This window comes from Pseudomonas fluorescens (genome assembly GCF_902497785.1).
Taxonomy (GTDB): Bacteria; Pseudomonadota; Gammaproteobacteria; order Pseudomonadales; family Pseudomonadaceae; genus Aquipseudomonas; species Aquipseudomonas fluorescens_BO.
In genome coordinates this window covers 75559-101854 of record NZ_CABVHK010000005.1, presented here as the reverse complement: position 1 = coordinate 101854, position 26296 = coordinate 75559, and the positions used below count along the sequence as shown (strand labels likewise).

The following is a 26296-nucleotide window of genomic DNA, read 5'->3' as shown; positions in this document are numbered from 1 at the left end:
GCAGCTCCTACATTGAAGGGCGGACAACCGCGTAGGAGCTGCCGCAGGCTGCGATCTTTTCAACTCTTCAACGCAAGACAAAAACCATGATCCTTCTCGAACTCGAAGACGAATTCACCCACCTCACCCTCGCCCCCGAACTCGGCGGCAGCATCGTCAACTGGACCGTACGCAGCACGGGCCAGCCGCTGTTGCGCCACAACGATGCCCACGCGCTGAACATGGGGCTGCCGGGCAAGCTCGGCTGCTTCCCCCTGGTGCCGTGGTCCAACCGCATTTCCGACGGCGGTTTCGACCGCCCGGACGGCTGGCTCGCGCTTGAGCCCAACAGCCTCACCGATCCCTTGCCCATTCACGGCAGCGCCTGGCAGCAGCCGTGGCAGGTGATTTCGCAGGCGCCGGATGAAGTCATCCTGCAACTCGACAGCATCACGCCGTTTGCTTATCGCGCCCGTCAGCGTTTCCATCTGAGCGCTGGGAAACTGAGCATCGAATTACACGTCACCCATCTGGCCGAATGTGCCGCGTGGCATGGTCTGGGGCTTCATCCGTATCTGCCGCGCACCGCTGGCACGCAATTACAGGCAACAGCCGCGCAGGTCTGGCTGAGCGACGCGTCCAAACTGCCGACACGACTCGATGCGTTGCCCACGGAATGGGATTTCCAGCAGCTCAAGGCGTTGCCCGACACGCTGGTCGACAATGGTTTCTGCGAGTGGGATGGCCACTGTCTGATCCAGCAACCCGACCTCGGCTATGAACTGGAATGCCAGGCCAGCGGCAGCGATTACTACTTGCTCTACTGCCCGGTCGGCCTGGCGTTTTTCTGCGTCGAACCGGTGAGCCATCCGGTCAATGCGCATCACTTGCCCGGCCGCCCTGGACTGGTGTTACTGGAACAAGGTCAGTCCACTGAGCTGGGATTCAGTTTGCAATATCGGCCGATGTAAGCGTCAAGCCTGCAACAGCATGGACACCGCGACCATCAGGCACACACCTGCAAATCCAATCTGCAACGCACGCGCCGGGACCTTGGCGCTCACCTTTCGCCCAATGACCATGCCGGCGACGCTGGCGACGATAAACGCCGCGCCCAAACGGTCGATAGTCACCCCGGCTTGAAACGCGCCGATCACACCGATGGCGGAGATCAGGCTGATCACCATCAACGAAGTCGCGACGATTCCGCGCATTTGCACATCGGTCAGTTGCTTGAACGCCGGGACGATCAAGAACCCGCCGCCCACGCCGAGCAAGCCGGAGACCACACCAGTCACCGCGCCGAGCGCCGCCAGGGTGGCGGTGCATTTGGCGGTCCAGGAAAAGCGCCCGGTCTGTTGATCGAGCATGCAGTTTTTCTGGCCCCAGCTGGCGTGGCCGTGGTCGCTCGGCCCTGCGTCCTGGCGCTCGCGGCGCAGCATCCGCCAGGCCACCATGACCATCAGCAGGCTGAACAGGATCATCAGGATTTTTTCCGGCAACTGATGGGCGACGTAAATGCCCACCGGCGAGAACATCGCCCCCAACAGGGCAATCAGCATTGCCGCGCGATAGCGCACCAGGCCGTGGCGCAGACCGTCAATCGCGCCGACCGCTGCCGCACTGCCGACCGCGAACAAAGCGACCGGGGCCGCCTGAGTCATGGTCAACCCCAACCCCAGCACCAGGGCCGGCACCGCAAGAATGCCACCACCGGCACCGGTCAATCCGAGAACCAGCCCCATGACCACACCCAAAAAACTTGCCAGCAACATAAAACGCTCATGATCCGTGAGAACAAGCCGGGAACGCCCGGTATCGATGACTGACAGGATAGAGCCCGCACAGCTTTTTTCATCATTTGAATTGTGGTGGGGCTGGTCAGCGCAGGGAAAATGACACTACCCTGAACGTCTGTCCCAAAAGAATCGGCCACCATGCCTGCCTTGATTAAAGCCTTCCTCGACCCCGCCTCGTCGACCTACAGTTACGTGATCTACGAAGCCGATGGCGGACAATGTGCGATCGTCGACCCGGTGCTCGACTACGACCCGGCTGCCGGGCGTACCGCGCACCTTCAGGCGGACAAAATCATCGCCTTCGTTGAAAAACATCAGTTGCGCGTGCAATGGCTGCTGGAAACCCACGCCCACGCCGATCATCTGTCCGCCGCGCCGTACCTGCGCCAGAAGCTGGGCGGCAAGATTGCGATTGGTCAGTCGATCAGCAAAGTTCAGGGGGTGTTCAAGGGGCTGTTCAACCTTGAGCCGGAATTTGCCGTGGACGGTTCGCAGTTCGATCATCTGTTCGCGCCGGACGAATCGTTCATGATCGGCAACCTCAAGGCAACGGCGCTGCACGTGCCCGGACATACGCCGGCGGACATGGCCTATCTGGTCGACAGTGACATGATTCTGGTCGGCGATACGCTGTTCATGCCGGACGTGGGTACCGCCCGTTGCGACTTTCCCGGCGGCAATGCCAGTCAGCTGTTTGCCTCGATCCGCAAGCTGCTGGCGTTTCCGGCGAGCGTGCGTCTTTTCGTCTGCCACGACTATCCGCCCGAAGGTCGGGAAACCGAGTGCCAGAGCACCGTGGGCGAGCAGCGTAAAAGTAACATCCACGTTCATGACGGCATCGATGAAGCCGGGTTCGTGGCAATGCGCACCGAACGCGATGCCGGTTTGGGCATGCCGACGCTGTTGTTGCCGGCGATTCAGGTGAATGTGCGCGCGGGGAATTTGCCCCCGGCGGAAGATAATGGCGTGACTTACCTGAAAATCCCCCTGAACAAACTCTGAACGTCAAAAGATCGCAGGCTTCGCCAGCTCCTACATATTTGATTGCGTGCACCCCGTAGGAGCTGCCGAAGGCTGCGATCTTTTGATCTTCAACTCGCCAGAGTCAGTCCATTCGCCGGCAATGGCAGCGCTGTTTTATAGCGCACCTGCTTCAGCGCAAAGCTCGAGCGGATATTGGCCACGCCAGGAACCTTGGTGAGGAAATCCATCATGAAGCGTTCCAGCGACTGAATGGTCGGCACCAGCACCCGGATCAAATAATCCGGATCCCCCGCCATCAGATAACACTCCATCACCTCCGGGCGGTCCGAGATCGCCTCTTCGAAATGCTGCAACGCCTCTTCCACCTGTTTCTCCAGGCTCACGTGAATAAACACGTTGACGTGCAGCCCCAGCAAATCGGCATCCAGCAGCGTCACTTGCTCACGGATCAGGCCCAATTCTTCCATCGCCTTGACCCGATTGAAGCACGGCGTCGGCGACAGGTTGACCGAGCGTGCGAGGTCGGCGTTGGTGATACGCGCGTTCTCCTGAAGGCTGTTGAGAATGCCGATATCGGTACGGTCGAGTTTACGCATGAGACAAAACCACCTGTTTTTTGTGTTTATGCAGATTTTTTATCCTCAAATGATCTTGGGCGCAATGAAACACAGATAAATATTCTCCTGCGCCCGGCCTATGATGTTTGTAGGACAAGATTTCCATTACACGTGGGAAGACGGTCAGCTCACTACAAGAAATTCACAAGATCGAGCGTAGAAGCCATGAACCAAGCGTATGAACCGCTGCGTCTGCACGTCCCCGAACCCTCGGGCCGCCCAGGCTGCAAAACCGACTTTTCCTACCTGCGTCTGACCGACGCCGGTACGGTGCGCAAACCCGCCATTGACGTAGAACCCGCCGACACGGCCGACCTGGCCAAAGGCCTGATTCGCGTGCTCGACGACGAGGGCAATGCCCTCGGTCCGTGGGCCGAAGGCGTCCCGGTCGAGATCCTGCGTAAAGGCATGCGCGCCATGCTCAAGACGCGGATCTTCGACAACCGCATGGTTGTCGCCCAGCGTCAGAAAAAAATGTCGTTCTACATGCAAAGCCTTGGCGAAGAAGCCATCGGCAGCGCTCAGGCCCTGGCCTTGAACATCGACGACATGTGTTTCCCGACGTATCGCCAGCAAAGCATCCTGATGGCACGCGAAGTGCCGCTGGTGGGCCTGATCTGCCAGTTGCTGTCCAACGAGCGCGATCCGCTCAAGGGCCGACAGCTGCCGATCATGTATTCGGTCAAGGAATCCGGCTTCTTCACCATTTCCGGCAACCTCGCCACCCAATTCGTACAAGGCGTGGGCTGGGGCATGGCCTCGGCGATCAAGGGCGACACCAAAATCGCCTCGGCGTGGATCGGCGACGGCGCCACCGCTGAGTCCGACTTCCACACCGCCCTCACCTTCGCCCACGTTTACCGTGCACCGGTGATCCTCAACGTGGTCAACAACCAGTGGGCGATCTCGACGTTCCAGGCGATTGCCGGTGGTGAAGCCACCACCTTCGCCGGTCGTGGCGTCGGTTGCGGCATTGCATCCCTGCGGGTCGACGGCAACGATTTTGTCGCCGTGTATGCCGCCTCTGCCTGGGCCGCCGAACGCGCCCGCCGCAACCTTGGCCCGACCATGCTCGAATGGGTCACCTACCGCGCGGGCCCGCATTCCACCTCCGATGATCCTTCGAAATACCGTCCTGCCGACGACTGGAGCTACTTCCCGTTGGGCGACCCGATTGCACGCCTCAAGCAGCACCTGGTGAAAATCGGCCACTGGTCCGAAGAGGAACACGCTGCGGTCAGCGCCGAACTGGAAGCCGAAGTGATTGCCGCGCAGAAAGAAGCCGAGCAATACGGCACCCTCGCTGGCGGTCAGATTCCAAGCGCCGCGACCATGTTCGAAGACGTCTATAAAGAGATGCCGGAGCACTTGAAGCGCCAGCGTCAAGAGTTGGGGATCTGACATGAACGATCACAACAACAATATCGAGTTGGAAACCGCCATGACCACAACCACCATGACCATGATCCAGGCCCTGCGCTCGGCCATGGATGTGATGCTTGAACGTGACGACAACGTCGTAGTGTTCGGTCAGGACGTCGGCTATTTCGGCGGCGTGTTCCGTTGCACCGAAGGCCTGCAGAACAAGTACGGCACTTCCCGCGTGTTCGACGCGCCGATCTCCGAAAGCGGCATCGTCGGGGTCGCCGTGGGCATGGGCGCTTACGGTTTGCGCCCGGTGGCCGAGATTCAGTTCGCCGACTACGTGTACCCGGCGTCTGACCAGATCATTTCCGAAGCCGCTCGCCTGCGTTATCGCTCGGCGGGCGAATTCACTGCGCCGATGACCCTGCGCATGCCATGCGGCGGCGGCATCTACGGCGGCCAGACCCACAGTCAGAGTATCGAGGCGATGTTCACTCAGGTTTGCGGCTTGCGCACGGTGATGCCGTCCAACCCGTACGACGCCAAAGGCTTGCTGATCGCTTCGATTGAAAACGATGACCCGGTGATCTTCCTCGAGCCAAAACGTCTGTACAACGGCCCGTTCGATGGCCACCACGACCGCCCGGTGACGCCGTGGTCGAAACACCCTTCTGCACAAGTCCCGGACGGTTACTACACGGTGCCGCTGGATGTCGCCGCCATCACCCGCCCCGGCAAGGCTGTGACCATCCTGACCTACGGCACCACGGTCTATGTGTCGCAAGTCGCGGCTGAAGAAACCGGGATCGATGCGGAAGTCATCGACCTGCGCAGCCTGTGGCCGCTGGACCTGGAAACCATCGTCAACTCGGTGAAGAAAACCGGCCGTTGCGTGATCGTTCACGAAGCGACGCGCACCTGTGGCTTCGGCGCCGAACTGGCGGCGTTGGTCCAGGAGCACTGCTTCCATTACCTGGAAGCGCCGATTGAGCGCGTCACCGGTTGGGACACCCCCTACCCGCACGCGCAAGAATGGGCGTATTTCCCTGGTCCGTCCCGTGTGGGCGCGGCTTTGCATCGGGTTATGGAGGTCTGAATGGGCACGCACGTTATTAAAATGCCGGACATTGGTGAAGGCATCGCGGAAGTTGAATTGTCGGTGTGGCACGTCAAGGTCGGTGACCTGGTCGTCGAAGATCAGGTGCTGGCCGATGTGATGACCGACAAGGCGATGGTCGACATCCCTTCGCCGGTGCACGGCAAGGTGATTTCGCTGGGCGGCGTGCCCGGCGAAGTCATGGCAGTGGGCAGCATTCTGATCAGCATTGAAGTCGAAGGCACGGGCAACGTTAAAGAGTCGGCGCAGCCTGTGGCCGTGGCTGTGAAAGAAGCTGCGGCGCCGAAAGCCGAAGCGGTTGCCGAAAGCAAACCTGCCCCTGCTGCAGCGCCTCGAACTGCTGTATGCCAAGGCCCGATGGTGGCGCGCGAGGCCGATGAACGTCCACTGGCCTCGCCGGCCGTGCGCAAACATGCGCTGGACCTCGGCATTCAACTGCGTCTGGTGCGTGGCACCGGCCCTGCCGGTCGCGTGCTCCATGAAGACCTCGACACTTATCTGGCACAAGGTCAGTCGAACACCTCGACCGCCACCCCTGCCGCTTACGCCCAACGCAATGACGAAGAACAGATCCCGGTCATCGGCATGCGTCGCAAGATTGCGCAACGTATGCAGGACGCCACCCAGCGCGCAGCCCACTTCAGTTACGTCGAAGAAATCGACGTCACTGCCGTGGAAGAATTGCGCGCGCACCTCAACGAAAAATACGGCGCGACGCGCGGCAAGCTGACGTTGCTGCCCTTTCTGGTCCGTGCGCTGGTCGTTGCCCTGCGCGACTTCCCGCAGATCAACGCCCGTTACGACGATGAAGCCCAAGTCATCACCCGCCTCGGCGCGGTGCATGTAGGCATCGCCACCCAGGCCGACATCGGCTTGATGGTGCCGGTAGTGCGGCACGCCGAAGCCCGCAGCCTGTGGGACAACGCTGGCGAAATCTCCCGATTGGCCAACGCAGCGCGTAACGGCAAGGCCAGCCGCGACGAACTGTCCGGATCGAGCATCACCCTGACCAGCCTCGGCGCGTTGGGCGGCATCGTCAGTACGCCGGTGTTGAACCTGCCGGAAGTGGCCATCGTCGGCGTCAACAAAATCGTCGAACGCCCGATGGTCGTCAAAGGGCAAATCGTGATTCGCAAGATGATGAACCTCTCCAGTTCCTTCGATCACCGCGTGGTCGATGGCATGGACGCGGCACAATTCATCCAGGCCATTCGTGGCTTGCTCGAACAACCCGCCACCTTGTTTGTGGACTGATTTTAGTGGGGCCTCAATGCAAACTCTAAACACCACGCTGCTGATCATCGGCGGCGGACCCGGCGGTTACGTGACGGCAATTCGTGCCGGCCAGTTGGGCATTTCGACCATTTTGGTGGAAGGCGAATCACTGGGCGGTACCTGCCTGAACATCGGCTGCATTCCGTCCAAAGCATTGATTCATGTCGCCGAACAGCTCCACCAGACCCGGCACCACAACGAGCACTCAGCGCTGGGCATCAGCGTTTCCGCACCGGTTCTGGATGTCAGCAAAAGCGTCGAGTGGAAGGATGGCATCGTTGATCGCCTGACCACCGGCGTCGCGGCATTGCTGAAAAAGAACAAAGTCCAGGTGATTGAGGGCTGGGCCAAGGTCATCGACGGCAAAACCGTTGAAGTCGGCGACACGCGTATTCAGTGCGACCACCTGGTGCTCGCCACCGGTTCGAAGAGCGTGAACCTGCCAATGCTGCCAATTGGCGGGCCGATCATCTCTTCCACCGAGGCGCTGGCGCCGACATCGGTGCCGAAACGTCTGGTAGTCGTCGGAGGTGGTTATATCGGTCTGGAGCTGGGGATTGCCTATCGCAAACTCGGCGCCGAGGTCAGCGTAGTTGAGGCGCAGGATCGCATCCTGCCAGCCTATGACGCTGAACTGACTCAACCTGTACACGATGAATTGAAAAAGCTGGGGGTGAAGCTTTACTTGAAGCACAGCGTCCAAGGCTTTGATTCTTCGAGCAATACCTTGCAAGTTGCTGATCCCAACGGCGATACCTTGAACCTGGAAACCGATCAAGTACTGGTGGCCGTCGGTCGCAAGCCAAATAGCCAGGGCTGGAACCTTGAAGCACTGAATCTGGACATGAACGGTTCGTCGATCAGGATCGATAACCGCTGCCAGACCAGCATGCGCAACGTCTACGCCATCGGTGACTTGAGCGGCGAACCGATGCTCGCGCACCGGGCCATGGCTCAGGGTGAGATGGTGGCGGAGTTGATCAGCGGCAAAACCCGTGAATTCAACCCGACCGCAATTGCCGCCGTGTGCTTTACCGACCCGGAACTGGTGGTGGTTGGCAAGACCCCGGATGAGGTCAAGGCGGCGGGTCTGGACTGCATCGTTTCGAGCTTCCCGTTCGCGGCGAATGGCCGGGCGATGACGCTGGAGTCCAAAAGCGGTTTCGTGCGGGTCGTCGCTCGTCGGGACAATCATCTGATTGTCGGTTGGCAGGCGGTGGGCGTGGGCGTTTCGGAGTTGTCGACCGCGTTTGGCCAGAGCCTGGAAATGGGCGCTCGACTGGAAGACATCGCTGGCACCATTCATGCGCATCCAACGCTGGGTGAAGCGGTGCAGGAAGCGGCGTCGCGTGCTCTGGGGCATGCGTTGCATCTGTGAAGATCAAAGGATCGCAGCCTTCGGCAGCTCCTACAGGCCGTACGCAACAACAGGAGCTGCCGCAGGCTGCGATCTTTTAGCTTGATTGCACTGCGAAACAGCCCTGGAATGAAGTATTGTTGTCCCCATCCAAAAAACGTCAGAAGCCTTGAACCGTTTCGGCGGTTGTTCAGTGATAGAGGGTGTCATGAGTAACGAAAGCATCAATTGGGACAAGCTGGGTTTTGATTACATCAAGACAGACAAGCGCTATCTCTCGCACTATCGCAATGGCGAGTGGGACAAAGGCACCCTGACCGAAGACAACGTGCTGCACATCAGCGAAGGCTCGACTGCTCTTCACTATGGTCAGCAATGCTTTGAAGGCCTGAAGGCCTATCGTTGCAAGGACGGTTCGATCAACCTGTTCCGTCCGGACCAGAACGCCGCACGTATGCAACGCAGCTGCGCTCGCCTGCTGATGCCACAGGTGTCCACCGAGCAGTTCATCGAAGCCTGCAAGGACGTAGTCCGCGCCAACGAGCGTTTCATCCCGCCTTACGGCACCGGCGGCGCGCTGTACCTGCGACCGTTCGTGATCGGCGTGGGTGACAACATCGGTGTGCGCACCGCCCCCGAGTTCATCTTCTCGATCTTCTGCATCCCGGTCGGCGCCTACTTCAAGGGCGGCCTGACCCCGCACAACTTCCTGATTTCCAGCTACGACCGTGCCGCACCACAAGGCACCGGCGCGGCCAAGGTCGGTGGCAACTACGCCGCCAGCCTGATGCCAGGTTCCCAGGCCAAGAAGGCGCACTTTGCCGATTGCATTTACCTGGACCCGATGACCCACACCAAAATCGAGGAAGTCGGTTCGGCCAACTTCTTCGGGATCACCCATGACAACAAGTTTGTGACCCCGAACTCGCCGTCGGTACTGCCAGGCATCACCCGCCTGTCATTGATCGAACTGGCCAAGTCGCGTCTGGGCCTGGAAGTGGTTGAAGGTGACGTGTTCATCGACAAGCTGTCCGACTTCAAGGAAGCCGGCGCTTGCGGTACCGCAGCCGTGATCACCCCAATCGGTGGCATCAGCTATAACGACCACCTGCATGTGTTCCACAGCGAAACCGAAGTCGGCCCGGTCACCCAGAAGCTCTACAAAGAGCTGACGGGCGTACAGACTGGCGAGATCGAAGCGCCAGCAGGCTGGATCGTCAAGGTCTGACCTGACCTGCGCTGCATCGAAAGCCCCCCATCGCCTTGGCGATGCGGGGCTTTTTTATGAGCCTTGACCGCGTTCAGTGTCGCTCAGTGCGATACGCTTGCCACCCCTGCCCTTGATCCCGCTGGCCTGACCGTCCTGTTGCTTGCCGGTCCGCGCTTGAGTGATCAACCCCGGAATCAATGCGCCTTCAGGCAGGTTTTTCCAGAATCGCGCCGGTAAATGGCCCTGCATGACCTTCGGATTAAGCCGTGCCGGATTGAAGATGTGGCTGTAATAGGTCAACCACATGTCACCGTGCGGATCATCGACGTTTTGCGCCAGTTGCTGCCACTCAACCGGGCACTGACGATGGTGGATCAACTGCTCGCCATCGAAGTAAACCCCGTCCCGGGGCGTAGCAATCAACCAGCGATGTTGGCCCATACGACCGATGAAGTGTTCACTGGCACTGTGCAGAATGTCGTGGGCCGGTTCATGCCAGGCAACATAGTGCGGCCCTTCGTTTTCCGGCAGAGCGACAAACCGCACGAATGCATGTAGATGATGAGATTCACGCTGTATCTGTTTGATTCTTCTATTGAATTCACTGCCAAGTTGATCGCCCGCCATCATCGCAGTGCGATCTCCATGACTGACGCGCCACAGCACTTCGTATAACAAACTCCAACGCTGGTCCCCGCGATAACGGGCGGCGCGCTCAAGGGTGTCGAGCAACATCCGTGGGATTCGCGCCTGAAAGGGCCCTTGCGCCTCCGGCAGCGACTCATCGCTGGCAAACAGATCGGTCACGCCTTCACTGGCCCAACTCACCCGACTGGGATCAACCTCATGACTCAGCAGCCAGCGCGCCTGCTGCCGCCAGAGGTCGAACAGGTCGTCGCAATCCAGCGTGATCATCCCCACAACCCCATTTGCTGCGGTTGCGGCCGGTCGCGCAATTGCTGGTACAGCAGATGACTGGTGACCTCGGCCTGCTGCGGATGGTAGTCACTGGTGATGAAAAACGGTTTGGCCTTGGCCAGTACGCAGCGCATTCGCGCGAGGTCTTCGTAGCGAATCCGACGCTGTTGGCGCAGTTCTACCAAACGTTCGGTGGTGCGCAGACCAATCCCGGGAATGCGCGAAATCAACGAAGCATCGGCACGATTGAGGTCCAGCGGAAAGACTTCGCGATTTTCCAGCGCCCAGGCCAGTTTCGGGTCGATGTCCAACGCCAGGTGCCCGGGCCCCTTGAACAGTTCGCCAGCGGTGAAACCGTAGCTGCGCAACAGGAAATCCGCCTGATACAAGCGATGCTCGCGCATCAGCGGCGGCGCGGCCAAGGGCACACTCTTCGGGCTGTTCGGGATCGGACTGAACGCCGAGTAGTACACCCGACGCAAGCGAAAGTTGCCGTACAACGCCTGGGCACTGTGAAGAATGGTGCTGTCGTCGGTGTCATCGGCACCGACGATCATTTGCGTGCTCTGCCCGGCGGGGGCGAATTTAGGTGCACGGGGTTCGTTGAGAACGGTTTGTTCGCCGGTGTAGATGGTCTGCATCGCTTGTTTGATCGAGCCCAGCTGTTTCTCCGGCGCCAGGGTCTGGAGGCTGGCGTCGGTGGGCAACTCGATGTTGACGCTCAACCGATCGGCGTAACGCCCCGCTTCCTCGATCAGCGCCGGATCGGCTTCGGGGATGGTCTTGAGGTGGATGTACCCGCGAAACTCATGGTCTTCGCGCAGCAGTTTCGCGACGCGGATCAACTGCTCCATGGTGTAGTCGGCCGAGCGGATGATGCCGGAACTGAGAAACAGCCCGCTGACGCAGTTGCGGCGGTAGAAATCCATCGTCAGCGTGACCACTTCTTCCGGCGTGAAACGTGCGCGCGGGACATCACTGGAACGGCGGTTGACACAATACTGGCAGTCGTAAAGACAGAAGTTGGTCAGCAGGATTTTCAGCAGCGAAACGCAACGCCCGTCCGGTGTGTAGCTGTGGCAGATGCCCATGCCATTGGTCGAACCCAATCCGCTCTTGCCCTCGGAGCTGCGCTTGGGCGCGCCACTGCTGGCGCAGGACGCGTCGTATTTGGCGGCGTCGGCGAGAATGCTGAGCTTGTCGATGAGTTCCATGGCATGAACCTTATACTGTGTGGATATACAGTATAGAGTCGATCCCGCTGGCACAAGGCGTCAACTGACCCTTGGTCGGGTGAACAACAAGATCGCAGGCTGCGCCAGCTCCTACGCCGTATGGGTTCCTCCGGTAGGAGCTGCCTCAGGCTGCGATCTTTTAAATCGCCGAACTCCCGTATTAGTTACACAGTGTTAAAGGTGTAATGCCTCGTCGCGGGTTTATCCGCGGTGGCTTTCTCCCTAGAGTCATGCTGATAAAAGTCAGTGAGGCGTCATCGATGCAAACCCAATTTGACACGGCTCTCAGCGCTTTCCCCAGGGCAGACCTGTTGCAAGGCCCCACGCCCATTCAGCGCGCCGAGCGCCTCGAACAGCTGCTGGGCCTTGAGTCGCAAGGCATTCGCCTGTTTCTCAAGCGCGACGATCACATGTTGCTGGGCGGTGGCGGCAACAAACTGCGCAAACTCGAATTTCATCTCGGCGCGGCGCAGCAGGAGGCTGTTGACACGGTCATTACCGTCGGCGGCCTCCAGTCCAACCATGCGCGCCTGACCGCCGCCGTCTGCGCTCGCCTGGGCATCGATTGCGAATTGATTCTGACGCGCTCGGTGCCCAAGGCCGACGTTGATTACGAACTCAACGGCAATGTGTTGCTCGACCAATTGTTCGGCGCAACGCTCGAGGTGCTTGCAGCAGGCACCGACTCACTCGCCCGGGCCGAGGCTCGTGCGGCACAACTGCGGGAATCGGGACGCAAGGTCATGGTGATTCCCATGGGCGGTTCAACGCCGCTCGGCAGTCTCGGCTATGCACGCTGCGCAGCGGAAATCGCGCAACAAGAGTCTGGCCTCGGCCTGATCTTCAACCAGGTCGTGGTGCCCAACGGCAGCGCCGGCACCCACGCCGGGCTCGCGGCTGGCTTTGAGTTGCTGGAGCGCGGCACGTCGATCGTCAAGGCCTACTCGGTGTTATCGGATCGGGACTCGTCCGCCGCCCGCACCCGGACATTGACCCAGGACACACTGACGTTACTGGGCAGCAACGCCATCGTTCAGGCCCATGAGATCGTCATTGACGGCAGTCAGCTGGGCGCAGGTTACGGTCTGCCGACCCAAGCCATGCAAGACGCGGTACGTTTGATGGCTCGCGCCGAAGGCCTGCTGATCGACCCGGTTTACTCAGGTAAAGCATTTGCGGGCCTGCTGGCCGATCTCCAACAACGGCGTTTCCGTGAAGGTGCCAACCTACTGTTTGTGATGACGGGCGGAACGCCTGGGTTATATGCCTATCGGGAAACCTTCCAGGCTTAGCCTCCGGTCAATCCCAGAACACTCGAACAAGTCGTAATGACTCTATTTGCAGTCATTAAGACTCCCAGAGCATCGAGTCACAATAACAACATCCTTTACTCGCCCCGCGCCCGACGGGGCTCTGCGTGTTGGCCCGTTTCTTGAAAATGTTCTCGCGCGCTCGAAAAGCCTGCGAACGCACAAACAACGCAACAGGCTGCCCATGAGTAAAAGGATTGCTGCATGCACAATGAATTTCACAATCGCCTGGCCGTTGTCACCGGTGCCAGCTCCGGCATCGGCCTGGCCGTCACCGAACGGCTGCTGGAACAGGGCGCTCGCGTTTTGGGGATGTCACGCCAGCTCGGCGGACTGGGGGCACTGGCGGAACGCTTCAACGACCAGTTGGCCTGGGTCGCGGGCGATGTGACCCGCCCAGAGGATCTGGCACGATTGGCTGATCGCGCCGCCACCTTGGGGCAGGTGCATTTCGTCGTACCCAATGCGGGCATCGCGCAATTGGCCGAGGGCCTTGATGTGTCAGCCTTCGACCGGCAATGGGCGGTGAACGGCGCAGCGGCGCTGAACACCTTGGGGTGCCTGCGCAGCCATCTGGCTGATTCCGCTTCCGTGGTGTTCATCGGCACATTCCTCGCCGAATTGACCTTTCCCGGACTGGCCGCCTATATCGCCTCCAAAGCCGCATTGATTGCCCATGCGCGCACCCTGGCGGTTGAGCTGGCCCCCTTGGGCATTCGCATCAACACCGTCTCGCCCGGCCCTACTGCCACGCCGATCTGGTCGACACTGGGACTTAAAACTGAAGAACTGGGCGAGGTCGCCAACGCCGTCAATGCGAGGCTGCTCGATGGAAAATTCCTCGAAGCCGGTGCGGTGGCAGACGTGATCCTGTTCCAGCTCAGTCGCGGCGCTCGCAACGTGTACGGGCAGGACTGGATCGTCGACAGTGGCTACTCAGTGCGATGAAACCTGACTGGCGCGGCGATCACTCATCCCGCGTCAGCATCTCCAGCAATTCAATCTCGAAAATCAGATTCGAATTCGGCGTGATCTTGCCCATCGTGCGTTGGCTGGCCCCCAGATGAACCAGGATTCGCCACCTGCGTCTACCGCAGGCCCGCATCCCGTGATTCATAGCCATTTGTAACGACACCTCGATCTTCAGAACCGTCCTACATCAATAAAAAACTCTTTGATATAGCGTCCGCATCGTCTTCAAAATATTGAACAAGGAAGCTCATGGCGAGTAAAGCTGGCATCCCTCGGGTTCAAAATCCGCCTTCAGGAGACGGACACCACATCACCAGTCGCTACATGACCCCCAAAGAACTGCTGAAGCGCGCTGACGAACAGAAAAAATACGATGATATGTTGGCCCGGCAACGAGAGTATGAAAACCGATTACCAGAATCCACTCAACGACAGAACCACCCTGACTCCATGGGTTGCGTGTTCGCCAAAAGCTGCGACCTCCCGGAAGGAGTAATCAACTACGAAAACCCAAGCGGGTTTGTTCCTGTCGGGAAGCTGGCCGATTACGGAAAATTCTTGCTCCTGGGTGGTAGAGAAAAGGATACAGCGGGAAATACACCACTCAAAAAAATCAGCGGTAGCGTATTACCTGCGGGCTTCGGAACGCTTCTCTTGGGCGGGACTGCCGGGGCGGGCTCCGGCGCAAGTGCTACTGCGGGTGCAAGCGCTGCAACGGCAGGAGTTGCTGCGGGTTTCCTGGTAGGAATGGTCGCACTGCTCTGGCCATCAAGTCTGGGAGACAGCTCCCTTTACACCGAGGCACAGCTGAAATCGCTTAAAGAAGGTCGCACACGTGTCCGACTTCACGTCGAACAGCAGGCTGATGGCACCTTGAAGGGATACGGATACAACACCCAGAAGCGCAGTGATTGGGAAATGGTTCCTGTAGTGCAGTTCGTAGCTCAGGGCTCCCGACAAGTGGCTGACTTCGGCAACGGCACCACGTTGATATGGACGCCGTCCGTTGACCCGGCCAGCACGTCGGGAACCCCACCGCTAGAAAGTGCCCCCCAAGCCCCGCACATCTGGATTTATCCGCCTACTGACAAGGCAGATACCGTCATTGTCAACCCGATCTACCCGCCTGAGTACAAGGACTTCATCCTTATCTTTCCGGCTGATTCCGGCATAAAGCCTCTTTACATTGTCATTTCCCTGCGATTCGATGCTGCCAGTTACCATGGAAAGACAGATACGCCAGTGAAAAGCAAGGGTCCCGAGAATGGCCAGGAAGCTTTAGATAATTCGGTACAGGTAAAACCTACATCGGAACGCAGGATTGGTATCGATTCCAAAACCAACGAGTTTGTGGTCTTCGATCATACGGGAGGGGACGACTACCACGGACATGTCAGAGCCTGGAATAAACTCCATCAAGATATGAAGAACGCATTGATCAAGGCAAAAATAACTGACACCAAGGGAAATATCTTAGGAGCTAAACAGTGAGCCTTATCTATCACGATCCGTCGATTAGCCATGACGAAGCAGTCAGCCTGTTTGATAGCGGCATAGAAAAGAACATTGTTACCGCGCTGATTTCCATCGGTTTAAATGAGCAAGATAGCGACTGGGCCCAAACCATTTGCTTGAACCATCTCGAGAGTGGGACTCAGTCGGTCGCTGCGGCAGCAGTCACCGCTCTCGGCCACGTAGCCCGCAGATTCGGTGAGCTGAAAATGCAAGCCGTGATGCCCGCTCTTGATTCCGTAAAAGGAAAATTCCCTGCACTGGAAGCAACAGTTGCTGACACGCTCGACGATATTGAGATGTTCACATGACTCGTTAAATCAACACCAGAAATTACCCCCCATACCCCACTGTTTGTCCTCACAGAGATGGCGGGGTTCGCCATATCAGCCTATACCCGACAAATCAGTCATCCCGCGTCAGCACCTCCAGCAACTCGATCTCGAAAACAAGATTTGAATTCGGCGTGATCTTGCCCATCGTGCGTTCGCCGTAGGCCAGGTGCGCCGGCACCAGCAATTTGCGCTTGCCGCCGACTTGCATCCCGATAATCCCCTGATCCCACCCTTTGATCACTCGTCCGGTGCCAATCACGCACTGGAAAGGTTTGCCACGGCTGTAGGAAGAATCGAACTCGGTGCCGTCTTCCAGCCAGCCGCGATACTGGGTGGTAATCAGTGCGCCTTTGACGGCGGCTTTGCCCTCGCCGTGGGCGATGTCGATGATTTGCAGTTCGTCGTTCATGTTTCTACTCTTTTACTGTTGCCCGGGTCCGGGGCGCGGACGAAGGTTTTCGCAGAATTCGCCGCTGAAGGCAATCCATGGAACCGACGCGCCCAAGGCCTGCTCACATAAGTATCAACCTCGTATTCGGGAAAGGACGCTCTGATGACCGACCCACAACGACTGTGCAGCTTCATTCCGCCCTATATTCTCAATCGAATCATCGCCCACGGTTCCGAGCGTCAGCGCTCTCATGCGATGGAGACCTTGAGCCACGTGCGCACGCTTCGGCACGTGCCGGGTTCGCCGGTGCGTTCCGCCGCCGCGACGATCCTGCCCCCCTCCACCGAACCCGGCCAGGCCCAGCGCAGCATTCATGACGCGCAAGGCAAAATGCTCCTGCCGGGAATGCCCGCGCGCCTTGAAGGCCAACCCGCGACGGGCGATCCGGCGGTGGACGAGGCCTACGATGCGCTGGGCGCCAGTTATGATTTCTTCTGGAAAGTGCTGGGTCGCGACTCTATCGACAATCAGGGCTTTGCGCTGGTCGGCAGCGTGCATTACGGCCAGGCGTACGAAAACGCGTTCTGGAACGGTGCGCAAATGGTCTTCGGGGACGGTGACGGCGAGATCTTCGAGCGCTTCACCCGCTCGCTGGATGTGATCGGGCACGAGCTGACTCATGGCATCATCGAAAGCGAAGCCGGGCTGATCTATGCCAACCAGTCCGGGGCATTGAATGAATCGATCTCCGACGTGTTCGGGGTATTGATCAAGCAATACGTACTGGGCCAGACCGCCGCAGAAGCGGACTGGCTGATCGGCGCCGACCTGCTTACGCCGCGTATCAAGGGCATTGGCCTGCGTTCGATGGCCCATCCGGGCACGGCGTACGACGACCCGCTGCTGGGCAAGGATCCCCAACCGGATCACATGCGCAAATTCGTCATCACTGAGGAAGACAACGGCGGCGTGCACATCAATTCCGGCATTCCCAACCGCGCGTTTTACCTCGTGGCCCAAGGCCTGGGCGGGTTCGCCTGGGAAAAAGCCGGGCGTATCTGGTATGACACGCTGTGCGACCAGCGCCTGGGCGGCGACGCGTCATTCGTGGATTTCGCGCAACTGACCCTTGACCACGCACGAACCCGCTTCGGCCCCGATGCGGCCCGGGCGGTCAAACACGGGTGGGCCGAGGTGGGCATCAAACTGAATCAGGAGCGATCATGAAAACCCTTCCGACATTGGGCGATGAAGCTGTCGTCCGGCTCTCCCGCCAAGGCGGCTTCGCAGCCATCCACGCCTTGACCCGCCCTCGCGAAATCGAATTCGCGCAATGCGATATCGATCAGCGCAGCCGTATTTGCACGCTGCTGGAAGGTTGTCTGCCACTCAACAGTGATGCCTCCGGTCAGGGGGATCAGCGCTTCTATAAAATCGAAGTGCGCTTCCGCCTGAATGAGCAGGACGACCAGATGGTACTGAAGGTGCCTGAGGACCAGGCACCGGGGGAATTGGTGCATCTATGGGACAAGGGTGAAGTGCTTTAAACCGGATGGGCAGTCACAGCGGATCACCTGAGGGCTGCGTTACCGCTTCACCGGTGTGATATCCATGATCGTCCCGTTGGTGATCATCACCATCATGTACTTGTCATTGATCTGCACCCATTGCGCCTCTTTCTCTGGCGCTTTGAGGCCCTTGGCTTTCCAGTTGGCAATCGCCTTCTCGCTGCGCTGGTAAACATCTGGAGCACGGTCGCCGACCACCAGTTCGCGGGTGTTGTTGACGCCGGGCTGGACGGTTTTTTGCGGTTCAGCGGCTTGTACGATCGGGCTGATACCGGCAATGCCTGCGACGAGGGCGAGGCTGGCAATTAGGGTCTTGCTGTTCATGGGTAAACCTCCAGTGATGTCGTGGTAACTGAACTCCGACTGCGAGGGTCAGGAAACATTCCTTATTGTTGCGAGTGAAGTGCCCAACGACGCGCCATTCCTACAATCATTGTCGAACTGGCTGACGCCTGCCGTCGCAGCCTTTATCCTTGTGCCCCCCCGCCGTACCGAGTTCTGGAGTTTCCCCATGCCCCATGAAGGCAACCTGTTGCAAGCCGCCGTCGTGTTCCTGTTCGCGGCGGTGCTCACCGTTCCTTTGGCCAAGCGCCTGCAACTGGGGGCGGTGCTGGGCTATCTGTTCGCTGGCGTGATCATCGGGCCGTCGGTGTTGGGCCTGATCGGCAACCCGCAAAGCGTCAGTCATATTTCCGAACTGGGCGTGGTGTTGCTGCTGTTCATCATTGGTCTGGAGCTGTCGCCACGACGCTTGTGGGTGATGCGCAGATCGGTGTTTGGCGTAGGGCTGGCGCAGGTGCTGCTGACCGGGTCGTTGATTGGCGTGGTGGCGTTGTTCGCGTTTGGCCAGCCACTGAACAGTGCGATTGTGCTGGGGCTGGGCCTGGCCTTGTCGTCTACCGCGTTTGGCCTGCAAAGCCTCGCCGAGCGCAAGGAGCTGACCAGTCCCCACGGGCGACTGGCGTTCGCGATTCTGTTGTTTCAGGACATCGCCGCGATCCCGCTGATCGCCATGGTGCCGCTGCTGGCAGGCGGCGATCACACCACCAGCGCGGCCGAAGATGTGAACCACGGCTTGCGGGTGCTGGGCAGCATCGCAGTGGTGGTGATCGGTGGACGTTATCTGCTGCGACCGGTGTTCCGCGTGGTGGCCCGTAGCGGCCTGCCGGAAGTCTCCACCGCCACTGCGTTGCTGGTGGTGATCGGCACGGCGTGGTTGATGGACCTGGTGGGCGTGTCCATGGCGCTGGGCGCATTTCTCGCCGGTTTGCTGCTGGCGGACTCCGAGTATCGTCACGAACTGGAGGCGCAGATCGAACCGTTCAAGGGTTTGCTGCTGGGCCTGTTTTTCATCAGCGTCGGCATGGGCGCGAACCTGAGTTTGCTGCTGAGTGCGCCGATCGCGGTACTGGGGCTGACCCTGTTGCTGATCGCGATCAAGCTGCCCTTGCTGTTTGTGGTGGGACGATTGGCCGGTGGGCTGGGCAAAGTCAGCGCGATTCGGCTCGGCATCGTACTGGCGGCCGGAGGTGAGTTTGCGTTTGTGGTGTTCAAGATTGGCCGCGATCAGGGATTGTTCGAGCCGCGCCTGTACGACCTGTTGGTGCTGACGATTACCCTGTCCATGGCGGTGACACCGCTGTTGCTGCTGCTCTGTGCGCGACTGGTCAGCCCCAAGGTGCAGCCGGTGGTGGTGCCGGAAAAATTCCGTGAGATCGACACCGACGAACCGCGCGTGGTGATTGCCGGCATGGGCCGGATGGGGCAGATCGTCGCGCGTATCCTGCGCGCGCAGAACATCAAGTTCGTCGCCCTCGACACCTCGGTGGAAACCATCGAACTGTCGCGCAGTTTCGGCGGTGTGCCGGTGTTCTACGGCGACCCGATGCGCCCGGAAATCCTCAGCGCGGCCAAGGTCGAGCAGGCGGAATACTTCATCATCGCCACCGATGATCCGGACACCAACATCAAGACCGCCGAGGTGGTGCACCGGTTGTATCCGCACATCAAAATCATCGCCCGCGCCCGCAACCGTCAGCATGTGCACCGATTGGTGGACCTGGGCGCCGAGGCGATTCGTGAAACCTATTATTCCAGCCTGGAAATGAGCCGGCGCACGCTGATCGGGCTGGGGCTGACCCAGGCTCAGGCGGATGCGCGGATCAAACGCTTCAAGCATCACGATGAACAGGTGCTGGAAGCGCAGCACGCGGTGTATGACGATGCGGCGAAGGTGCTGCAAACTGCGCAGGAAGCCCGGGGGGAACTGGCGAAACTGTTTGAGTCGGATCAGTTGGAAGAGGAAGCCAGGAAGAACTAGGTTGAAATTAAGGGCCTCTTCGCGAGCAAGCTCACTCCCACCGGTCCGGTGTCGTGCCAAATATTGTGGCAAACATAAATCCTGTGGGAGCGAGCTTGCTTGCGATGAACGATAACGCGATGTCGCTGGACACTTAACGATTTCAAAGGAATCCACAATGCCTACCGAGCAACCCGCCCCGGCCCTGAAGGAAATCTTCAACCCCGCACGCCTCCAGCACATCGCCACCGAGATGACCGCGGTCTATCCCGAATTCAACGCCAAGGCCTTTCTGAAAATGGCTAATGAAGGGCTCGCTGACTTGTCGATCATGCAACGCATGGCCCGGGTCAGCGAGTGCCTGCACACCGTGCTGCCGCTAAGTTTTGAGCAATCGCTTGAAGCTCTGCGCGCCCTCGCCCCCCGACTGAACAGCGGGTTTGTCAGCATCTCGTTGCCGCATTACGTCGCGACCTACGGCGGCCATGCGTTCGAACAGTCGATGGACGCGCTCAAATACTTCACCACTTTCGGTTCCGCTGAATTCGCGATACGCCATTTCCTGCGCAGTGACTTCAAGCGCACATTGGCGGTGATGCACGACTGGTCGCTAGACGAAAACGAACACGTCCGGCGGCTGGCCAGCGAAGGCTGCCGGCCGCGACTGCCGTGGTCATTTCGGCTGGAACAGATCCAGTCTGACCCGACACTCGCCGCCGCGATTATCGACAACCTCAAGGCCGACGACAGCCTCTATGTGCGCAAGTCCGTGGCCAACCACCTCAACGACATCACCAAGGACCATCCCGACTGGGTGCTGGACGTGATCGAAGGCTGGTCGCTGGAGCACAAACACACGGCGTGGATCGCCAGACATGCTCTGCGCAGCCTGATCAAACAGGGCCATCCCCGGGCACTGGCAATCATCGGCGCGGGCGGCAAGCCCGAGGTCGAGATCATGGAGGTGAAGGTCGAACCGGCCGTGATCGGGCTGGGGGAGAAAATCACCTTGTCCTTCAGCGTCAAATCCACGGTCGAGGACAGTCAGCGACTGGTGATCGACTACGCCATAGACTACGTCAAGGCCAACGGCAGCACCTCGGCGAAGGTGTTCAAGCTCAAGGCGCTGACGTTGCCGGGCAACGCTGTTGCGTTCGTTGCCCGTGGACAGCACATCAAGGAACTCACCACTCGCCGGCACTACGCGGGCAAACATGCGGTGCACATCATGGTCAACGGCGAACGACTGGCCAGCACAGGCTTCGAAATCCTCCCCTGAAACACAACCCCATGTAGGAGCTGCCGAAGGCTGCGATCTTTTGATTTTGTTTTTTAAGATCAAAAGATCGTCCGAACGCGGCCCGAACCTGCGGCAGCTCCTACGAGGGGTTGGGACCGAGCAAGAGACCTTGGTTAAGTTCACACAACTCCACCACGTAATCCCACAACACCCGCAGCCGCACGGATTTGTGCAGCTCGCGGCGGGTGCTGATCCAGTAGCTGCGCTGGAGGCTTTCCTCCGGCAACAGCGGCACCAACTGCGGATCGGCGCTGGCCATGTAGCACGGCAGCACCGCGATCCCCAGCCCTGAACGCGCCGCCTGTTGCTGGGCAATGACGCTGGTGCTGTGGAAGACCACCTGCGGGTTGCGGCAGAAGCTGTTGAGGAACATCAATTCCTGGCTGAACAGCAAGTCGTCGACGTAACCGATCCAGGCATGACGTCCGAGGTCTTCGCGGCTGCGCAGCGGTGGCGCCTTGTCGAGATAGGCCTGGCTGGCATAAAGCGCCAGGCGATAGTCGGTGAGTTTGCGCGTGACCAGCATGTCAGCGGCCGGGCGCTCCAGGTGAATGCTGATTTCCGCTTCACGGTTAAGAATGCTGACGAAGCGCGGCACCGCCACCAGTTCCACTTCCAGCCCCGGATAGCGCTCAAACAACCCATTCATGCGGCTGGCGAGAAACATGACGCCCAGGCCTTCGGTCACGCCGACGCGAATTTTTCCCAGCGGCGCCGTCGATTGGGTGATCTCCTCTTCTGCCAGCAGCGCGACGTTTTCCATCGCTTCGGCGTGCTTGAGCAGCGCCTCCCCCGCCGGCGTCAATTCGTAACCCTGGGCATGCTGGACAAACAGCGCCGTGCCGAGGCTCTTTTCGATGGCCTCGATGTGCCGGGCCACCGTGGCATGGGTGGTGTTCAGACGGCGGGCCGCAGTGAGCAATCGGCCGCTGCGCTGCAATTCAAGAAAAAACCGTAGGTCATTCCAGTCGAACATCAATCGTCCTTAGGTCTGGGCTGTTTAAAAACGCACAGCGGCTGCGCAAAAACTAACATTCTTTAAACGAAAGCTAACAACTAGGATGACCGACAACAAGAACAACACGACGAGGTCAGGGATGCAGACTTCACATGATGAATACGACTACATCGTGGTCGGGGCCGGGCCGGCCGGTTGTTTGCTGGCCAATCGACTGTCGGCGAACCCGCAACACCGCGTGTTGCTGCTCGAAGCCGGCGGCCGCGATAACTACGCCTGGATTCATATCCCCGTGGGTTATCTGTTCTGCATCGGCAACCCGCGCACCGACTGGTGCTTCAAGACCGAAGCGCAACCCGGCCTGCAAGGTCGCGCCCTGAGTTACCCGCGGGGCAAGGTGCTCGGCGGCTGCTCCTCGATCAACGGCATGATCTACATGCGCGGCCAGGCCGGCGACTATGACGGCTGGGCCGCCGACGGCAATCCCGGCTGGCGCTGGGACGATGTGCTGCCGCTGTTCAAGAAAAGCGAAAATCACTTTGCCGGCGACTCGGAATTTCACGGTGCCGCCGGCGAGTGGCGGATCGAACGTCAGCGGCTGTCGTGGCCGATTCTTGATGCGTTCCGCAGCGCCGCCGAGCAAAGCGGCATCGCCAGCATCGATGACTTCAATCAGGGCGACAACGAAGGCTGCGGCTATTTCCAGGTCAATCAGAAGGCCGGGATTCGCTGGAACGCGGCCAAGGCGTTTCTCAAACCGGTGCGCCATCGGCCCAATCTGACCGTGCTGACGGATGTTGAAGTCGACCGTGTGGTATTGGAAAACGGCCGTGCCTCGGCGGTCAGCACCCGCTGGCAAGGTCAGGCGAAAACCTTCAACGCGCGCAAGGAAATCGTCCTCTGCGCCGGCGCCGTCGGCTCGCCGACCATCCTGCAACGCTCCGGCATCGGCCCTCGCCCGCTGCTGGAAAAACTGGGGATCGGCGTGGCCCATGAGCTGCCCGGCGTGGGCGGCAATCTGCAGGATCACCTGCAATTGCGGCTGATCTACAAACTGGAAAACGCGCGCACCCTGAACCAGATCGCCGGCAGCGTGTGGGGCAAAATGGGCATGGGCCTGCGTTACCTGTATGACCGCAGCGGCCCATTGTCGATGGCGCCGAGTCAGCTCGGAGCGTTCGCCCGGTCGGGGCCGGAGCAGACTTCGGCCAATCTCGAATATCACGTGCAGCCCTTGTCGCTGGAACGTTTTGGCGAGCCGCTGCACGCCTTCCCCGCCTTCACCGCATCGGTCTGCGATCTGCGCCCGCAAAGCCGTGGCCGCATCGAGATTCGCTCGACCAACCCGCAGGAAGCGCCGCTGATTCAACCCAATTACTTGAGCCATCCGCAAGACTTGAAGATCGCGGCCGACGCTATCCGGCTGACTCGGCGAATCATTTGCGCGCCCGCCCTGCAAGCCTTCAAACCGGTGGAATACCTGCCCGGCGACAGTTTGCAGAGCGAAGAACAATTACACGAAGCCGCCGCGCGCATTGGCACGACGATTTTCCATCCGGTGGGCACGTGCCGCATGGGCAACGACGCGGATGCGGTGGCCGATGCTGAACTGAAAGTGCACGGCATCCCCGGTTTACGCATCGCCGACGCCTCGATCATGCCGCGCATCACCTCGGGCAACACGTGTTCGCCTACGCTGATGATTGCCGAGAAAGCGGCGCAACTGATTCTGGAACCCAGTGTTGGCACCATCACTCAACAAAAGGAGCTGGCCACCAACGTCTGAATACCGAACGCGGTCAATGTAGGAGCTGGCGAAGCCTGCGATCTTTTAGCGTCCTTGGGGGCGCCAGAGAATCAAGATCAAAAGATCGCAGCCTGCGGCAGTTCCTACCGGGATCGGGTGAATCAGCAAGATCGACGCAGGTAGCGTCGAATTGACAGGTGCGGCGCCAGCCCACAAGGCCGGCGCCGACAGTGGAACAACAAAAACAATCACTGTGAGGGATACCGATATGTCAGAACATGTTCAGCCTCTGGACATCACGCGCAGCGTCGACGCTGGCCGTGATACCCGCAAAGTCATTTTCGCGTCGTCCCTCGGGACGGTGTTCGAGTGGTACGACTTTTTTCTCTACGGTGCGCTCGCGGCCGTGATCAGCAAGCAGTTTTTCGCCGGCGTCAACGACACGACCGCGTTCATCTTCGCCCTGATGGCGTTTGCCGCCGGGTTCATCGTGCGGCCCTTCGGCGCGCTGGTGTTCGGCCGGTTGGGGGACATGATCGGGCGTAAGTACACGTTTCTCGCGACCATCGTGCTCATGGGCGTGGCGACGTTCTGCGTCGGCTTGCTCCCGACCTACGCCAGCATCGGCATTGCTGCGCCGATCATTCTCGTCGTGCTGCGCATGCTTCAGGGGCTGGCCCTGGGCGGTGAATACGGCGGTGCCGCGACCTATGTCGCAGAACATGCACCGATAGGCAAACGCGGCTTCCACACCAGCTGGATTCAGTCCACCGCCACCCTCGGCCTGCTGCTGTCGTTGCTCGTGGTGCTCGGTTGCCGCTACTTCACCGGCGACCAGTTTGAAGTCTGGGGCTGGCGAATTCCTTTCCTGTTTTCCATCGTGCTGCTGGGCATCTCGACCTGGATTCGTTTGAGCCTGCACGAGTCGCCTGCGTTCGTGAAAATGAAAGAGGAAGGCAAAATCAGCAAGTCGCCACTGCGCGATTCCTTCGGTAAATGGGACAACCTCAAAGTGGTGTTGATTGCGTTGTTCAGCATCAACGCCGGGCAAGCGGTGACGTTTTATGCGGCGCAGTTTTATGTGCTGTTTTTCCTCACGCAATTCCTGAAAATGGACCCGGCGCTGGCTAACAGCCTGTTGATCGTCAGCGTGATGATCGGGGCGCCGTTCTTCATTTTCTTCGGCTGGCTGTCGGACAAGGTCGGGCGCAAACCGGTGTTGATGATCGGGCTGTTGCTGGCCACCGCGTTGTACTTTCCGATTTTCAAGACCCTGGCCCACTACGCCAACCCGGCCATCGACCAGGCCAGTCGTCAGGCGCCGATCACCGTGTTGGCCGATCCCGCCACCTGCACTTTCCAGTTCGATCCGGTCGGCAAGGCGAAATTTGACAGCCCGTGCGACAAGGTCAAAACCTTTCTGGTGAAGCAGGGCTTGCCTTACGCCAGCGAAGCCGCACCCGCTGGCAGCGGCGTGCAGGTCAGCGTCGGCGAAGTGAAAATCGATGGCTACGACGAAGCCGCCTTGCGTGGCGCCGTGACCCTGGCCGGGTATCCGTCGCAAGCCGACACCCAGCAGATCAACAAGCCGATGATTGTGGCGCTGATCGTCGCGTTGATCATCATTTCCGCCATGTGCTACGGCCCGCTGGCGGCGCTGATGGTCGAGCTGTTCCCGACGCGCATCCGCTACACCTCGATGTCCCTGCCCTATCACATTGGTAATGGCTGGTTTGGTGGTTTTCTGCCGACAGTGTCGTTTGCGCTGGTGGTGTACACCGGGGACATTTTCTATGGGCTGTGGTATCCGGTGCTGATTACCGGGGTGAGCCTGGTGGTGGGGATGATCTGTTTGCGTGAGACCAAGAACGTGGACCTCGATAAGAACTGAGCCCATCGCAACCCCTGTGGCCCCTGTGGCGAGGGAGCTTGCTCCCGCTGGGTGGCGAAGCCGCCCCAATCCAGCCAACTCTCACTCCGAGGTGGCTGGATTGAGCCTGCTGCGCAGGCCAACGGGGATAAATCCCCTCACCACAGGTAAGCTCAAC

The 26296-nt window shown here is 59.6% G+C and carries 24 protein-coding genes and 1 pseudogene; 17 read left to right on the top strand and 8 right to left on the bottom strand.

Annotation, left to right across the window (positions count from 1 at the left end; genetic code table 11):
* The first annotated feature begins 86 nt into the window (after positions 1 to 86).
* On the top strand, positions 87 to 950 hold the full coding sequence (locus F8N62_RS09095) for an aldose 1-epimerase (RefSeq protein WP_150710648.1): 864 nt from the start codon (positions 87 to 89) through the stop codon (positions 948 to 950).
* Positions 951 to 953: 3 nt separating this feature from the next.
* Here F8N62_RS09095 and F8N62_RS09090 read toward each other — a convergent pair whose 3' ends face one another.
* A complete protein-coding gene (locus tag F8N62_RS09090) occupies positions 954 to 1754 on the bottom strand; it encodes a sulfite exporter TauE/SafE family protein (protein ID WP_150710647.1) in 801 nt (266 codons plus the stop codon).
* 162 nt (positions 1755 to 1916) lie between these two features.
* On the opposite strand from F8N62_RS09090, the gene F8N62_RS09085 reads away from it, so the two are divergent.
* The gene (locus F8N62_RS09085) at positions 1917 to 2780 is read left to right on the top strand and encodes an MBL fold metallo-hydrolase (RefSeq protein WP_150710646.1); all 864 of its coding nucleotides are present in this window, start codon (positions 1917 to 1919) and stop codon (positions 2778 to 2780) included.
* A gap of 89 nt (positions 2781 to 2869) precedes the next feature.
* Here the strand turns inward: F8N62_RS09085 and bkdR are convergent, their stop codons facing one another.
* A complete protein-coding gene (bkdR, locus tag F8N62_RS09080) occupies positions 2870 to 3358 on the bottom strand; it encodes a Bkd operon transcriptional regulator BkdR (protein WP_150710645.1) in 489 nt (162 codons plus the stop codon).
* 186 nt (positions 3359 to 3544) lie between these two features.
* Here bkdR and F8N62_RS09075 point away from each other — a divergent pair, with 186 nt between their 5' ends.
* From F8N62_RS09075 to F8N62_RS09055, 5 genes are all read left to right on the top strand, one after another.
* Complete coding sequence (locus tag F8N62_RS09075) at positions 3545 to 4780, top strand: 3-methyl-2-oxobutanoate dehydrogenase (2-methylpropanoyl-transferring) subunit alpha (RefSeq protein ID WP_150710644.1); 1236 nt, start codon at positions 3545 to 3547, stop codon at positions 4778 to 4780.
* Position 4781: 1 nt separating this feature from the next.
* Complete coding sequence (locus tag F8N62_RS09070; RefSeq protein WP_150710643.1) at positions 4782 to 5840, top strand: alpha-ketoacid dehydrogenase subunit beta; 1059 nt, start codon at positions 4782 to 4784, stop codon at positions 5838 to 5840.
* Positions 5841 to 7115 (top strand): dihydrolipoamide acetyltransferase family protein, encoded by a 1275-nt coding sequence (locus F8N62_RS09065; protein WP_150710642.1) that lies wholly within the window; start codon positions 5841 to 5843, stop codon positions 7113 to 7115.
* Between the two features lie 16 nt (positions 7116 to 7131).
* Positions 7132 to 8514, top strand: coding sequence for a dihydrolipoyl dehydrogenase (gene lpdA / locus F8N62_RS09060; protein ID WP_150710641.1), 1383 nt, complete (start codon positions 7132 to 7134; stop codon positions 8512 to 8514).
* A 187-nt stretch (positions 8515 to 8701) separates the two neighbouring features.
* Positions 8702 to 9721: a branched-chain amino acid aminotransferase gene (locus F8N62_RS09055; protein WP_150710640.1), complete on the top strand. Its 1020-nt coding sequence runs from the start codon at positions 8702 to 8704 to the stop codon at positions 9719 to 9721.
* A gap of 54 nt (positions 9722 to 9775) precedes the next feature.
* On the opposite strand, the gene F8N62_RS09050 is transcribed toward F8N62_RS09055, so the two are convergent.
* Both F8N62_RS09050 and F8N62_RS09045 read right to left on the bottom strand, forming a co-directional pair.
* Positions 9776 to 10618 (bottom strand): TIGR03915 family putative DNA repair protein, encoded by an 843-nt coding sequence (locus tag F8N62_RS09050; protein ID WP_150710639.1) that lies wholly within the window; start codon positions 10616 to 10618, stop codon positions 9776 to 9778.
* Positions 10615 to 11835: a putative DNA modification/repair radical SAM protein gene (locus F8N62_RS09045; RefSeq protein ID WP_150710638.1), complete on the bottom strand. Its 1221-nt coding sequence runs from the start codon at positions 11833 to 11835 to the stop codon at positions 10615 to 10617. The genes F8N62_RS09050 and F8N62_RS09045 overlap by 4 nt, the downstream gene beginning before the upstream one ends.
* A gap of 281 nt (positions 11836 to 12116) precedes the next feature.
* On the opposite strand from F8N62_RS09045, the gene F8N62_RS09040 reads away from it, so the two are divergent.
* Together F8N62_RS09040 and F8N62_RS09035 are read left to right on the top strand one after the other, a co-directional pair.
* A complete protein-coding gene (locus tag F8N62_RS09040; RefSeq protein ID WP_150710637.1) occupies positions 12117 to 13148 on the top strand; it encodes a D-cysteine desulfhydrase family protein in 1032 nt (343 codons plus the stop codon).
* Between the two features lie 222 nt (positions 13149 to 13370).
* A complete protein-coding gene (locus F8N62_RS09035; RefSeq protein WP_150710636.1) occupies positions 13371 to 14114 on the top strand; it encodes an SDR family NAD(P)-dependent oxidoreductase in 744 nt (247 codons plus the stop codon).
* A gap of 19 nt (positions 14115 to 14133) precedes the next feature.
* On the opposite strand, the pseudogene F8N62_RS31830 reads toward F8N62_RS09035, so the two are convergent.
* Positions 14134 to 14274 (bottom strand): annotated as a pseudogene (locus F8N62_RS31830) (FKBP-type peptidyl-prolyl cis-trans isomerase); the annotation flags it as partial.
* A 113-nt stretch (positions 14275 to 14387) separates the two neighbouring features.
* On the opposite strand from F8N62_RS31830, the gene F8N62_RS09030 reads away from it, so the two are divergent.
* Positions 14388 to 15629 (top strand): S-type pyocin domain-containing protein, encoded by a 1242-nt coding sequence (locus F8N62_RS09030; protein ID WP_150710635.1) that lies wholly within the window; start codon positions 14388 to 14390, stop codon positions 15627 to 15629.
* Positions 15626 to 15961: a hypothetical protein gene (locus F8N62_RS09025; protein ID WP_150710634.1), complete on the top strand. Its 336-nt coding sequence runs from the start codon at positions 15626 to 15628 to the stop codon at positions 15959 to 15961. The genes F8N62_RS09030 and F8N62_RS09025 overlap by 4 nt, the downstream gene beginning before the upstream one ends.
* A gap of 94 nt (positions 15962 to 16055) precedes the next feature.
* On the opposite strand, the gene F8N62_RS09020 is transcribed toward F8N62_RS09025, so the two are convergent.
* Positions 16056 to 16394, bottom strand: coding sequence for an FKBP-type peptidyl-prolyl cis-trans isomerase (locus F8N62_RS09020; protein WP_150710633.1), 339 nt, complete (start codon positions 16392 to 16394; stop codon positions 16056 to 16058).
* Positions 16395 to 16538: 144 nt separating this feature from the next.
* Between F8N62_RS09020 and F8N62_RS09015 the strand changes: the two genes are divergently transcribed.
* Positions 16539 to 17603 (top strand): M4 family metallopeptidase, encoded by a 1065-nt coding sequence (locus tag F8N62_RS09015; protein ID WP_150710632.1) that lies wholly within the window; start codon positions 16539 to 16541, stop codon positions 17601 to 17603.
* Positions 17600 to 17923, top strand: coding sequence for a protealysin inhibitor emfourin (locus tag F8N62_RS09010; protein ID WP_150710631.1), 324 nt, complete (start codon positions 17600 to 17602; stop codon positions 17921 to 17923). The genes F8N62_RS09015 and F8N62_RS09010 overlap by 4 nt, the downstream gene beginning before the upstream one ends.
* A gap of 39 nt (positions 17924 to 17962) precedes the next feature.
* On the opposite strand, the gene F8N62_RS09005 is transcribed toward F8N62_RS09010, so the two are convergent.
* Positions 17963 to 18268, bottom strand: coding sequence for an RcnB family protein (locus F8N62_RS09005; protein ID WP_150710630.1), 306 nt, complete (start codon positions 18266 to 18268; stop codon positions 17963 to 17965).
* Positions 18269 to 18455: 187 nt separating this feature from the next.
* Between F8N62_RS09005 and F8N62_RS09000 the strand changes: the two genes are divergently transcribed.
* Both F8N62_RS09000 and F8N62_RS08995 read left to right on the top strand, forming a co-directional pair.
* Positions 18456 to 20264, top strand: coding sequence for a monovalent cation:proton antiporter-2 (CPA2) family protein (locus tag F8N62_RS09000; protein ID WP_150710629.1), 1809 nt, complete (start codon positions 18456 to 18458; stop codon positions 20262 to 20264).
* Between the two features lie 157 nt (positions 20265 to 20421).
* On the top strand, positions 20422 to 21522 hold the full coding sequence (locus F8N62_RS08995; RefSeq protein ID WP_150710628.1) for a DNA alkylation repair protein: 1101 nt from the start codon (positions 20422 to 20424) through the stop codon (positions 21520 to 21522).
* Between the two features lie 100 nt (positions 21523 to 21622).
* Here the strand turns inward: F8N62_RS08995 and F8N62_RS08990 are convergent, their stop codons facing one another.
* Complete coding sequence (locus tag F8N62_RS08990) at positions 21623 to 22519, bottom strand: LysR family transcriptional regulator (protein WP_150710627.1); 897 nt, start codon at positions 22517 to 22519, stop codon at positions 21623 to 21625.
* Between the two features lie 121 nt (positions 22520 to 22640).
* Here F8N62_RS08990 and F8N62_RS08985 point away from each other — a divergent pair, with 121 nt between their 5' ends.
* Positions 22641 to 24287, top strand: coding sequence for a GMC family oxidoreductase (locus F8N62_RS08985; protein WP_150710626.1), 1647 nt, complete (start codon positions 22641 to 22643; stop codon positions 24285 to 24287).
* Between the two features lie 229 nt (positions 24288 to 24516).
* Entirely contained in the window at positions 24517 to 26139 is a 1623-nt protein-coding gene (locus F8N62_RS08980; protein ID WP_150710625.1) for an MFS transporter, read from the top strand.
* Positions 26140 to 26296: the final 157 nt, after the last annotated feature.